This window comes from Pseudomonas sichuanensis (genome assembly GCF_024749065.1).
Taxonomy (GTDB): domain Bacteria; phylum Pseudomonadota; class Gammaproteobacteria; order Pseudomonadales; family Pseudomonadaceae; genus Aquipseudomonas; species Aquipseudomonas sichuanensis.
The window spans coordinates 3851655-3863461 of sequence record NZ_CP087185.1 but is presented as its reverse complement, the minus strand read 5'-3'; the positions used below and the strand labels follow the sequence as shown (position 1 = coordinate 3863461).

General features: G+C 66.0%; 10 protein-coding genes and 1 riboswitch. All 10 genes read right to left on the bottom strand.

Annotated elements, in window-relative coordinates; genetic code table 11:
• Positions 1-119: 119 nt before the first annotated feature.
• The 10 genes from LOY51_RS17505 to lpxO all read right to left on the bottom strand — a co-directional run bounded on the left by LOY51_RS17505 (position 120) and on the right by lpxO (position 11774).
• Positions 120-1823 (bottom strand): amidase, encoded by a 1704-nt coding sequence (locus tag LOY51_RS17505; protein ID WP_125464683.1) that lies wholly within the window; start codon positions 1821-1823, stop codon positions 120-122.
• Positions 1824-2007: 184 nt separating this feature from the next.
• On the bottom strand, positions 2008-2592 hold the full coding sequence (locus LOY51_RS17500; protein ID WP_125464682.1) for a hypothetical protein: 585 nt from the start codon (positions 2590-2592) through the stop codon (positions 2008-2010).
• Positions 2593-2607: 15 nt separating this feature from the next.
• Positions 2608-3183, bottom strand: a complete 576-nt coding sequence (locus tag LOY51_RS17495; protein WP_125861355.1) for a hypothetical protein — start codon at positions 3181-3183, stop codon at positions 2608-2610.
• A gap of 159 nt (positions 3184-3342) precedes the next feature.
• Positions 3343-4182: a glutathione-dependent disulfide-bond oxidoreductase gene (gene yghU / locus LOY51_RS17490; protein ID WP_258642329.1), complete on the bottom strand. Its 840-nt coding sequence runs from the start codon at positions 4180-4182 to the stop codon at positions 3343-3345.
• 162 nt (positions 4183-4344) lie between these two features.
• Positions 4345-5550, bottom strand: coding sequence for an NAD(P)/FAD-dependent oxidoreductase (locus LOY51_RS17485; RefSeq protein ID WP_258642328.1), 1206 nt, complete (start codon positions 5548-5550; stop codon positions 4345-4347).
• A 220-nt stretch (positions 5551-5770) separates the two neighbouring features.
• Positions 5771-6826, bottom strand: coding sequence for a GlxA family transcriptional regulator (locus LOY51_RS17480; protein ID WP_258642326.1), 1056 nt, complete (start codon positions 6824-6826; stop codon positions 5771-5773).
• Positions 6827-7071: 245 nt separating this feature from the next.
• Positions 7072-9189, bottom strand: coding sequence for a TonB-dependent receptor (locus tag LOY51_RS17475; protein ID WP_258642324.1), 2118 nt, complete (start codon positions 9187-9189; stop codon positions 7072-7074).
• A gap of 110 nt (positions 9190-9299) precedes the next feature.
• A riboswitch (cobalamin riboswitch) is annotated at positions 9300-9505 on the bottom strand.
• 186 nt (positions 9506-9691) lie between these two features.
• Positions 9692-10261, bottom strand: a complete 570-nt coding sequence (locus LOY51_RS17470) for a GNAT family N-acetyltransferase (protein WP_125464676.1) — start codon at positions 10259-10261, stop codon at positions 9692-9694.
• 79 nt (positions 10262-10340) lie between these two features.
• Positions 10341-10685: a carboxymuconolactone decarboxylase family protein gene (locus LOY51_RS17465; RefSeq protein WP_125859290.1), complete on the bottom strand. Its 345-nt coding sequence runs from the start codon at positions 10683-10685 to the stop codon at positions 10341-10343.
• Between the two features lie 189 nt (positions 10686-10874).
• Entirely contained in the window at positions 10875-11774 is a 900-nt protein-coding gene (gene lpxO, locus LOY51_RS17460; RefSeq protein ID WP_125859289.1) for a lipid A hydroxylase LpxO, read from the bottom strand.
• Between the last annotated feature and the right edge of the window lie 33 nt (positions 11775-11807).

Genomic DNA, 11807 nt, shown 5'->3' with positions numbered 1-11807 from the left:
TTAGTTGATTTTTGCATGCCTTGTTGAATTATTCCAGCGGGGTAGAAAGCATCGCGGGGCAAGCCCGCTCCCACGAAGGTAATCTCGTGGGAGCGGGCTTGCCCCGCGATGTCAGTCGGTCAGGACAGCTTGGGCGTACGCGGCGGGATCATGCGGCGCGAGCCGGTCGCCTCGAAGGCAGCGGCGAATTTCAACAGATTGTTGTCGCTGTAGGCCTTGCCGGCGAAGGTCAGGCCTACCGGCATGCCGATATCGGCCATCACGCCCATGGGCACGGTCACGGTTGGCACGCCCAGGTGACGGATCGCCAGGTTGCCGTTGGCCACCCAGATACCGTTGCTCCAGGCGATATCCGCCGAGGCAGGGTTTACATCGGCATCGGCCGGGCCGACATCGGCCACGGTGGGGAACAGCACCGCGTCCAGGCCCTGGGCGTCCATCCAGTCTTCCAGGTCCTGCTTGCGGGTCTGCTCCAGGCCGCGCAGGCCATCCGGCACAGTGGCGATCTGGTCCCAGGTCTTCAGGCCGCGCTTGGCCATGTTGACGTACTCGTCCATGCCGGCGGCCAGGTCATCCTCACGGTTGGGCAGGGTGCCTGGGTCGTGGGGGAAGATCTGCGGGCCGTCGACGTCGGCCAAGCGGTTGAGCTTGGGATCGTTGTTTGCCCGCAGGAAGTCGTCGAAGGCCCAGCCGGACAGTTCCCACAGCTCGTCATGGAGGAATTCCTTGCTGACGATGCCGCGGTTGTACACGGTGGGTGCGCCGGGGCGATCGCCCTCGCAGTTGGACACCAGTGGGAAGTCGGTTTCGACCACTTCGGCACCGGCCGCTTCCAGGGCCTGGCGCGCCTGCTTCCACAGCTCGATCACGCTGGCACGGGTGTTGATGCGCTGGCCGGTGGGGCCACCGATGCCCGGTTTCTCGGACGTGCCGGCCTCGGCGTCGGCGTTGATGTACATGCGCGGCACGGCGAAGCGCTTGCCCTTGAGCGAGGCTGCATCGGCCGCCAGCGCCAGGTACGAGGCCGGGCGCACGCTGGAGGCGGCGGGGATCGGCACCCATGGCTGCAGGCGCCACAGGTCGCCGCGCTTGTCGGCGTCGTCGGCCACCACCACGTCGAGGATTTCCAGCAGGTCGGCCATGGTGCGGGCATAAGGCACGACCACGTCCATGGTCGGGGTCAGCGGCCAGTTGCCGCGCACCGAGATCACCCCGCGCGACGGGGTGTAGGCGCACAGGCCATTGTTCGAGGCAGGGCCACGGCCGCTGGACCAGGTCTCTTCGGCCAGGCCGAAGGCGCTGTAGCTGGCGGCGGTGGCGGTACCGGCACCGTTGGACGAGCCGGAGGCGAACGGCGCGGTCAGGTAGGCGGCGTTGTACGGGCTTTCGGCGCGGCCATACACACCGCGCTGCATGCCGCCGTTGGCCATCGGTGGCATGTTGGTCTTGCCCAGGCAGATGGCGCCGCCGGCGCGCAGGCGCTCGACGGTGAAGGCATCGCGCTGGGCGACCAGGTCCTTGAAGGCAGGGCTGCCAGAGGCGGCGGTCAGGCCTTTGACCAGGTAGCTGTCCTTGGCGGTGTAGGGGATGCCGTCCAGCGGGCCGAGGACTTCGCCACGGGCCCGGCGGGCATCGGAGGCTTCGGCCTCTTTCAGCGCTTCAGGGTTGCGCACCACCACGGCGTTGAGTGCGGTGGCGGTGTCCTTGCCGTCATAGGCGTCGATGCGCGCCAGGTAGGCCTTGACCAGCTCGACCGCTGTCGTGCGGCCAGACTCGAGCGCGTCGCGCAGCTCGGCAATGGAAACCTCGGTTACCTCGATCATGCTGTCACCACAGTTGTGCAGGTGGAAAAATCATGGCGGCGAGTGTAGCAAGAAGGCTTTGCCGGAGCAGGCATGCAGTGGGGAAATGCTTCGTTGCGTCACAGCATTGTGCTGGGCGTGGGTATTGCACGGGTGCCATTCGCCGGCAAGGCCGGCGAATGGCTCACTTAAGTTGCCCGGTCGCTTACAGCAGCTTGCGCTGCACCGCTTCGTCCAGGGTGCTGCGCGCCAGCTCACGGACCACGTCGCGGGTGTCGGCCTGGAACGGCAGGCCGACGATCAGCACCAGTTGCATCCAGGTGCGTACCGACTCGCTCTTGCTGATACGCCCGACTTCCTTGCCTTCCTTGTCCTTGAACACGGTCTGCAGGGTGAAGGTGTTCTTCGCCGTGGACGGAATGATGAAGAAGGTGAAGCCAGTGATGAACGCCGAGGCCATGACGAACTGCTCATGGTTGGTCAGGGTCGATTCGGCGTACAGGTCCGATTCGACCTTGCGCGTGCTGACCTGGGTGAAACGGCCGGATTCCTGGTAGGTCTCGCTGATGGCCTTCTCCCACATCTGCGCGTGGGCGCCGGCGGCGGCAGTGGCCGGATTGTCGTTGACCTGGTACAGCGCGGTGGTGCGCAGGTAGGCGCTGGGCTTGGCCGCTTCGCTGCTGGCCGCAGGCGGCCAGGTGCCGACCGGGGCCAGGTCGCCGGTGGAGTAGGAGACGCAGCCGCCGAGCAGCAATGCGCCGAGCAGCAATCCTTGTTTAAGCACGTTCATGTATCGATTCCTGATTTAACGTTTTGCCAATTGCACGGTGGCGCTGTCCAGCAACTCGCCGACCAGCAGCGACAGCTGTTTGCCGCCCATGATGGTCGGTGCCCAGTAGTCGCCGCCGTACAGGCCGACGTTGTGCTTGAAGGTGATCTGGTCCTTGCTACGGGCCAGCTCGACGCCGTCGCGGTCGACGATCACCAGGTCGCCGGCCAGGTCGAAACTGTCCACGTAGATCGGGCCGTTGACCCAGATCCACAGGGTCAGGGTCAGCAGCGCACCGGGGAAATAGCCAGGGTGCGGCGCGCGACGGCCCTTGAGCGAGGTCAAGTCGAACTTCAGCACCACGTCCTGTTCGCCCAGGCGGGTGGGGTACTCGCTGACTGACTTGAAATAGCCGGCCTTGTCCACGTAGCGGTCCAGGTCTTTGGTCAGCGAGCGGCTGATGGCCTCGCGGGTAGCCTGGTCGAGGCCGGGGGCGGACACCGTGACATCGGCGACCTGTGCGGTGCGCGGGCTGGTGACGGCGACGGGGTGGACAGGGGCGTTGATGGGGCCAGTGACCTGGAAGGACACGCAGCCGCCCATCGACAGCATGGCCGCGAGGACGGTGCATTTAAGGAATTGCTTCAAGCCGGTAAATCCTTGCGCGAGAGAAAGGCTGAACAAGGATTACGGCTGCAAGGCGAGGAACTTTAGGGCAAAGTGCCACCATTGTATCCAGGCCGCCCAGCGTGGCTGAGCGGCCCTTTGTGATCAGCCCAGGTCGGCTGCCGAATGGCGCTCGGGAACCTGGCTCGCCTCATCGCCCCAGGTCCGGTTCACCCGGGTGCCACGCTGTACTGCCGGGCGTTGCGCGATGGTTTCGGCCCAGCGTTGCACGTTGGGGTATTGGTCTACCGCAAGAAACTCTGCGGCGCCGTACAGGTTGCCGCGTACCAGCTGGCCATACCACGGCCATACGGCGATGTCGGCGATGCTGTACTGGTCGCCACCCAGGTAGCTGCTTTCGGCCAGGCGGCGGTCGAGCACATCGAGTTGGCGCTTGGCTTCCATGGTGAAGCGGTTGATGGCGTACTCGAACTTCTCGGGCGCGTACACATAGAAGTGGCCGAAACCACCGCCCAGGTAGGGCGCCGAGCCCATCTGCCAGAACAGCCAGTTCAGGCTTTCGGTGCGACTGGCCGGATCCTTGGGCAGCAGGGCGCCGAATTTTTCGGCCAGGTACAGCAGGATCGAGCCAGACTCGAACACCCGTACCGGCGGTTCGACGCTGCGGTCGAGCAGGGCGGGGATCTTCGAGTTCGGGTTGACCCCGACGAAGCCGCTGCCGAACTGGTCGCCTTCGCCGATGCGGATCAGCCAGGCGTCGTATTCGGCGCCGGTATGCCCCAGGGCCAGCAATTCTTCGAGCAGGATGGTCACCTTGACGCCATTGGGGGTGGCCAGGGAATAGAGCTGCAGCGGGTGCAAGCCCTGCGGCAGCTGTTTTTCATGCGTCGGGCCGGCGATCGGGCGGTTGATGCTGGCGAACTGGCCGCCGGACGGTGCCTCGTGGGTCCAGACCTGAGGCGGGACGTAGGGGTGCTTGCTCATGCGCGGAAACTCCTGGAAGGCGTGATCGAGCATCTATGCCATGGGTTCGGCGCGAGGGGCAAATGCATTGGATGCATAGCTGATATCAATGACCAGTGATTGACGCTGCCCTTTTGTAGGAGCGGCACAAGGCCGCTCCTACAGCGACCGCGCTGGCTTTGGCTAGGCCACCGGAATCAACGGATCAGCCGCCGCCAGCGCCGCCGCACGATCATCGGCGGCCGGTGGGTAGATCCAGATCGAGTTGATCTGGTGCTTGAGCACCTTGGCCTCGGCCTTGTCGGTCGGCGGCGACACCGTGCGCTCCCAGCCTTCGGTGTACACCGCGCCCCAGGCGCCGAGGTCCAGGCAGGTGACGTACTTGGGTTGGCTGTAGGTCATCGGTGCCACGCCGATCAGTTCCGCGGCGGCGTTGTTGCCGGCGTAGCGGCCCAGCGGGATGGCGTGCTGGCAGGACATCACCGCATGGTTGCCGACCTCGTCGCACGCTGCGTAGGCCACGTCGCCCGCGGCGTACACCGCGTCATTGCCGATGACCTTGAGGTTGCCGTCGACGTGCAGGCGGCCCTGGCGGTCGCGTTCACCGCTGATCTGCTCGGTGAGCGGGTTGGCCTTGAAACCGACGGTCCAGATCACCGTGCTGGCTTGGATGCGCTGGCCGTTGTCGAGCACCACGCCATTGGCATCCACCGAGGCCACCGTGGCACCGCAGATCCATTCGATGCCCAGGTGCGCGCTGGCCTGCTCGATGGCCGGGCGGATGCCGTCACCCAGTGCGGCGCCGATTGTCCGGCCGCGGTCGACCACGATCACCCGTGGTTTCACGCGATCACCCAGGATCTTGTGCAGGCGCGACGGCAGTTCGGTGGCGGTCTCGATACCGGTGAAGCCGCCGCCGGCCACCACCACGGTATTGCGTGCCGGGCTGTCTGGCCGGCCGGCGAGGGATTTCAGGTGTTGTTCAAGGCGCGACGCCGAGTCGATCTTGTCGACATCGAAGGCATGCTCGATACCGGCCATGTCGGGGCGGTTCAGCAGGCTGCCGCACGCCATGATCAGGCGGTCGTAGCTCAGTTTCGACTCGATGCCGCCGGGCGCGCGGTAGGTCACTTGACGGTTTTTTTCGTCGATGTGGCTGGCGCTGCCTTTGACGAAGCGCACATTGACCGCATCGAACAGCGCCTGCAGCGGCGCGGCCATGGTGTGCACTTCGGGTTCGTAGAAGCGCGGGCGCACATGCAGCTCGGCCTGGGGGGCGAGCACGGTGATGGCGACGTCGTCGCGCCCGTGCAGGTCAAGCTGGCGCGCGGCGCCCAGGGCGCTCCACAGCCCGGCGAAGCCTGCGCCAATGATCAGGATCTGTTTCATGAGGGTGCTCCTGGAGGTTCCGAATACCGCGGATAGTTGGAATTGTCGGTTCGGGCACGGCAGTGGGAAAAGGGTACGCCTGGTGCTGCTGGGTGGGGCCTGGTCCGACCTGTGGCCCATCGCGGGGCAAGCCCGCTCCCACGGCACTGTGGGAGCGGGCTTGCCCCGCGATGAGGATGGTTGACGCAGCAAGGATGCTAAGCGTGGCCGGCGTTGCGCCCTAGGCCAAAGAACCCTGGATTTCGGCCAGCGGCACGCTGCGGGCGAAGCGCGCGCGGTAGTCGCGCGGGGTGACTGCCAGGTGGCGCTGGAACGCCTGGCGCATGCGTTCCTCGCTGGCAAAGCCGCAGTGGCGGGCAATCTGCTCGATGTGCTGGGTGGAGTTCTCCAGCAGGCGGCGGGCGGCTTCCAGGCGGAACAGTTCGATGGCCTTGGCCGGGGTGCGGCCAGTCTTCTGTTTGTACACCCGGGTGAAGTTGCGCAGGCTCATGCGCGCCTGCTCGGCCAGGCGTTCGACACTCAGGCGGGGGTCGCCCAGGTGGTCGTTGAGCCACAGGTGCAGGGCGTCGAAGACGGCGCTGTCCTCACCCTGGGCCTTGAGCAACTCGCTGAATTGCGCCTGCCCGCCGGGGCGCTTGAGGAACACCACCAGCTCGCGCGCCACCTGCATGGCCACCTCGCGGCCGCAATCGGCCTCGACCAGGGCCAGGGCCAGGTCGATGCCGGCGCTTACCCCGGCCGAGGTCCACACCTGGTCCTGCTGCACGAAGATCGATTCGGCATCCACCTCGATGGCCGGGAAGCGCTGGTGCAGGGCGTCGCACATGGCCCAGTGGGTGGCCGCCCGGCGGCCGTCGAGCAGGCCGGCGGCGGCCAGCAGGAAGGTGCCGCTGCACACCGAGGCGGTGCGCCGGGCGCGGGCGGCGACCAGGCGCAGCCAGTCGACCAGTTCGCCGTGTTCGGGGAGGGTGCGGACGATCTCCGGGGCGCCCGGCACCACCAGTGTGTGCAGCGGTTCGTGCAACCAGGGCGGCAAAGGTTCGGTACCGACCGCCAACCCTTCTGCGGTGGGCACCAGACCACCGGTTAGGCTGGCGGTGACCACCCGGTAGCCGGGCAAGCCGCGTTCGGCGCGGGCTTTGGTTGCGGCCCAGAACACCGTCTGGGCGCCCGTCAGGTCGAGCAGGCCCATTTGCGGATAGGCAAGGAACAGCACGGTATGCGGCTGGTCGAGCGAATGCACGGGCGGGTCGGGGATTTGCGGGATATCGGTCATGGCATGCTGCTTTGGGCGGGGGCTTGCCCTAGTCGATCAGCTTGCGCGGTGATGTACAAGCACCGGCGGCCTCATCGCGGGGCAAGTCGCATCGGCGCACCACCGCTCTGTGGGAGCGGGTTTACCCGCGAACACGGGCATAGCCCGTGCCAGGCAGCGAGGTGTCATCTTCGCGGGTAAACCCGCTCCCACAGGGGCCGTGCATTCCCCCAGGATTGCACAGTACCCGCGAAGGGGCCTTTGGCTCAGAAGCGGTAATCGACCGTGGCGAAGTACGAACGCGGTGCGCCCAGCAGCCACTGCTCGCCGCTGTAGGCCGACATCGCGTATTCACGGTCGAACAGGTTGTTCACCTGCAGCCCCAGGCGCACGTCCGGCAGCACCTGCCAGCCGATGTTGCCATCGATCACGGTGTAGCCCGGCACGTGCTGGTCGTTGGCGGTGGTGGCGTAGCGCTGGTCGACATAGCGCAGGCCGATGCCGGCATCGACAGCCTGGCCGAAACCCTTGCTCAGCCACAGGTTGGCGGTTCGCCGTGGCACATCGGTGGGGCGGTTGCCCGAGCGGTCGTAGGCGATGCCGCCGCTCACTTCGTCGAACTCGTCGTACTTCGCCCGCACCAGCGCCGCATTGGCCGACAGCTGCCACTGATTGCCCAGCGCCAGTTCCAGGCTTGCCTCCAGGCCATCGGAGGTCTGCTGGCCGGCCTGCTGCTTGGTGTGGGTGAGCGGGTCACTGACCAGCAGCTTGTCCTTGACGATGTGATAGGCCGCCAGGGTCCATTCGCCACGGCCTTCCCAGAAGCGCTGCTTGAGGCCCAACTCGGTCTGCTTGGCTTCGGTCAGGTCCAGGCGCTGCTCGGGGCGCAGGGTGATCAGGTCGCCGACGCCGTCTTCGCTGGTGGAGTACTGGCCGTACAACGACAGGTCGTCGGTGACGGCGAACACCAACCCGGCGCGCCAGTTGCCGCCCTGCAGGCTGCGGTCGCCGCGGGTGTCGTCGAGCAAGTTGCTGCGGTCGATGTGGTTCTGGTCGCGGCGAATGCCGGTGACCAGGGACAGGCGCTCGGTGAGCTGGGTGCGGTTTTCGGCGAACAGGGCGAAGGTGCTGGTTTTCGACAGCGACTGCGGCTGGGTCAGGCTGGCGCTATGGAAGGCACCGGGCGTGGGCTGCCAAGGATCGAGCGGGTCTGTGCTGCCGTCGTCGTAGGGCCAGTTGCTGTCGATGTTGAAGCGGATGCGGTTGTACTCGGCACCGACCACGGTCTTGCTGGCCAGGCCGAACAGTGTGTGATCGAAGGTGAACGTCTGGCGGTCGCCGATCTGCTCCTGGTTGTGCTTGATCTCGAGGAAGCTGCCGCGCTGCACCACCCCGTTGTCGGCGTCCCAGGCGTACTGCTCGGCGTTGCGCCAGTGGCGGCGGCTCTTGATGTAGTAGAGCTGGTTGCTGGCCGAGACGCTGTCGTTGATGGCCCAGTCGGTGGTGAAGCGTGTCCACTCATCATGGTAGCGCTGCACGTCGTTGCTGACGTTGTAGTTCTTCTTGGCCAGGCTGCTGCGCAGATGGCCGTCGATCAGCGGCGTGCCGTAGTAGTTGGCCGGCTGTGCATCGCCACGCTCGTGGGCGAGGGTGAAGCTGAGGTCGTCGCTGGCATCGAAGCGCAGCGCGGCACTCAGGGCCAGGCTGCGCGAGTCGGTGCGGTCGATGTAGCCGTTGCCGGCCTGCTGGTTGAGGGTGACGCGGTAGCTCAGGCGCTCGCTCAGGCTGCCGCCGCTGTCCAGGCCCAGTTGCTGACGGTCCCAGGAGCCATAGCCCAGGCGCAGGTGGTTGCTGATCTCGCCGGCGAAGGGCTTTTTCGGGATCACGTTGACCACCGCGCCGGTGGCGCCTTCACCGTACAGCACCGAGGCCGGGCCGCGGATTACATCAATGCGCTCGACCATCCACGGGTCGACCGGGAAGGTCTGGGTGCCGGCACCGGTGTACAGGCGCGCGCCGTCGAACAGGGTCATCACCGAGTTCTGCCCGCTGAAGCCACGCGCCGACAGGCCGGTGCCGCCATCGCCGGGGGTGCCGATGAAGGTGATGCCCGGCGAGCGGGTTACCGCATCCTGCACGGTGAGGTTGTTGCGCTGCTGGATCTGCGTCTCGCCGAGGCTGCTGGTGCTGGCGGGGGTGTCCAGGGCGCTGAGGTTCAGGCGTGAACCGGCCTGGGTCGGGGTGGCCAGGTCGACGGTTTGCGCATCGCGGCTGTCGGTGATGGCCGTGGAGGGCAGGGTGAGGGTGGTCTGCTGTTCGGCCTGGGCCGGCAGGGCGACGGCCAGGCAGGCCGCCAGGGAGTAACGCTTGCTGATACGGGACATGTCGTTCCACTGCTGCAGGAATGAATGGATCCCGGTGGAAAACACGCAAAAGGCGAACCGCGCACGCAGGCACGCGCACGGATACCGGCCTGCGCCCGCCCACCGCGGGTTGCCAAGTGAAGCCTCAGGCCGGTCTCCGGGCTTGCGAGGGTCGTGAAGCCTTCACCTTCCCATGCTGGCGCACAGTGGTGTGTCGAAGGGTTCGCTCGCTTACCGTTGCGGGGGCAGCGCCGGACTTGTCGCATGGAGCGACGCACCGGCTTCCCGTTTCACCCTGCGCACGGCGGCGTAGGGCACCTGAAACTGGCGCGCATCTGACCATCGCGCGGAGAGTCAGTCAAGCGTTGGAGCGAAGGGAAAGATCATGTGGGTCAAGGGGTTGTGTGCTTGGCGTGCGGGCCTCATCGCCGGCAAGCCGGCTCCCACAGTAGTCCGGCATTACCCTGTGGGAGCCGGCTTGCCGGCGATAAGGCCTGACAGGTGTCGCAGCTAATCCATGCTTTCAGCGACCGCGCCGGCGTGACACCCGTGCTTCGATGTTCTTGCGGCCGATCAGCAGGGGTGGCTTTTCCACGACCGGTTCATCGGCCAGCCACTTGTACATCACCAGGCAGTCCACCAGCCCCAGCTGGGCGTGGCGGAAGGCCCGGGGCAGGCGCCCGACCGTCTCGAAGCCAAGCTTGTGCCACAGCGCCACGGCCACCTCGTTGGTCGCCACCACCGAATTGAACTGCAGGGCGAGCAAGCCTTCCTGGCGTGCCAGCTTCTGCGAGTGTTCGCACATCAGCCGCGCCACGCCGCGGCCCCGGGCGTTCTCGCAGACCATGTAGCCGCAGTTGCCAACATGAGCGCCGGGGCCGGCGGCATTGGCCTTGAGGTAGTAGGAGCCGAGCAGCTCGCCGTCTTCTTCGGCCACCAGGGTGCGCAGCGGTGCTTCAAGCCACAGCGCCAGGGCTTGCTCGTAACTCAGGGCGGGGTCGAAGGCGTAGGTCTGGCGGGCCTGGACGATGGCCTGGAAGGTCGGCCAGAAGCGCGGGAAGTCTTCCGGGGTCATGGGGCGGATGTGGATCATGGCGGTTCCTGCGCGGGCTGGGCCGCCAAGTCTGGGTGTCGCGGCGCCGGCGCGCAAGGGCGCTGGCGCCGTGAAGGGGCTAGTTGCTGGCTTTGCCGACCGCATCCAGGGCCCGGGCCGAGTACACCAGGGCGGCGCCGGCATTCATCGCCACCGCCACGCCGAGGGCCTCGGCGATTTCTTCGCGGGTGGCGCCGTGCTTGACCGCCTGCTGCGAATGCACGGCGATGCAGCCGTCGCAGCGGGTGGTCACCGCCACGGCCAGGGAGATCAGCTCGCGGGTCTTGGCGTCCAGGTGATTGGTCTTGGCCCCGGCACCACTGGCGGTCATGTAGCCGGCCACGGTGTCGGGAGACAGTTGCTTGAGATCGCCGATGCCGGCCATCAACTGCTTACGGTAGGCGTCCCAGTCCATCATGCTCATCGTCTTCACCTTGTCAGGTTGGTCGGGGGAGCTTTCAGGCTAGTCGATGATGGGGAGAGTGTTTTCATCTGGTGAAAACATCGCGGGGCAAGCCCGCTCCCACGTGCCCCATGCAATGAGGTCTGGCGTGGGAGCGGCGGTGCGCCGATGCGACTTGCCCCGCGATGGTGTACGTACGGCGCTGCCCGGTCAGATGTAGATGAACACCAGCACCAGTGCTGCGACCACGACCCACTTTTCCAGGTAGTAGCGCATGCGGTTGCGTTTCTTCAGCGCCTTGCCGCGTTCACGGATCTTGTAGATGCGGGTGAACAGGCGGTTGATGCCGCCAGTCTTGTCATTGGCATCGTTGGGCGCGGCGGCGGCGGCCATGACGTTGCGGCTGAACCAGCGGTTGAAGGCGCTCGCCCAGCGGTACTTGAGCGGGCGTTCGACGTCGCAGAACAGGATGATGCGGTTGTGCTCGGTGGTGTTGGCGGCGTAGTGGATGTAGGTCTCGTCGAACATCACCGCTTCGCCGTCGCGCCACGAATACTTCTCGCCGTCGACATCGATGTAGCAGCCGTCGTCGTTAGGGGTGTCCAGGCCCAGGTGGTAGCGGTAAGACCCGGCGTACGGGTCGCGGTGGCGTACCAGTTTGGCGCCCGGTGGCAGGGTGGCGAACATCGCCGCCTTGACCGTGCCGATACCCTGCAGCAGCTCGGTGGTGCGCGGGCACAGGCTCATCGCCGAGGGGTGGCTCTCGCCGTACCACTTAAGGTAAAAGCGCTTCCAGCCGGTCTTGAAGAATGAGTTGAAACCGACGTCGTCGTAATTGTCGGACTTCTTGATCTCGCCGGCATGCAGCAGTTGCTGGGCCTCGGCACGGATCTCCTGCCAGTGGTCCTTGAGCGGTTGCAGTTCGGGGAACGCCTCGACCGGCAGGTAGGGCTTGGCCGGGAGCCTGGAGAACAGGTAAAGGAAACTGTTGACCGGGGCGAGGAAACTGGAGTGGTCGCCCAACTGGCGGGTCAGCTTGTGACGAACCCGACCGCGCAGGTGAACATAGGCGATCGAGAGGACGAAGATCAGTACGAGTGCAATTTTCATGGACGGTTACTTGTCTAAAAAATGGCCATGCGC

Coding starts and splice junctions, on each gene's coding strand:
- LOY51_RS17465 (WP_125859290.1), bottom strand. CDS start 10,685: ATGAGCATGATGGACTGGGACGCCTACCGTAAGCAGTTGATGGCCGGC.
- LOY51_RS17495 (WP_125861355.1), bottom strand. CDS start 3,183: ATGCTGTCGATGGGCGGCTGCGTGTCCTTCCAGGTCACTGGCCCCATC.
- LOY51_RS17475 (WP_258642324.1), bottom strand. CDS start 9,189: ATGTCCCGTATCAGCAAGCGTTACTCCCTGGCGGCCTGCCTGGCCGTC.
- LOY51_RS17470 (WP_125464676.1), bottom strand. CDS start 10,261: ATGATCCACATCCGCCCCATGACCCCGGAAGACTTCCCGCGCTTCTGG.
- LOY51_RS17480 (WP_258642326.1), bottom strand. CDS start 6,826: ATGACCGATATCCCGCAAATCCCCGACCCGCCCGTGCATTCGCTCGAC.
- lpxO (WP_125859289.1), bottom strand. CDS start 11,774: ATGAAAATTGCACTCGTACTGATCTTCGTCCTCTCGATCGCCTATGTT.
- LOY51_RS17485 (WP_258642328.1), bottom strand. CDS start 5,550: ATGAAACAGATCCTGATCATTGGCGCAGGCTTCGCCGGGCTGTGGAGC.
- yghU (WP_258642329.1), bottom strand. CDS start 4,182: ATGAGCAAGCACCCCTACGTCCCGCCTCAGGTCTGGACCCACGAGGCA.
- LOY51_RS17500 (WP_125464682.1), bottom strand. CDS start 2,592: ATGAACGTGCTTAAACAAGGATTGCTGCTCGGCGCATTGCTGCTCGGC.
- LOY51_RS17505 (WP_125464683.1), bottom strand. CDS start 1,823: ATGATCGAGGTAACCGAGGTTTCCATTGCCGAGCTGCGCGACGCGCTC.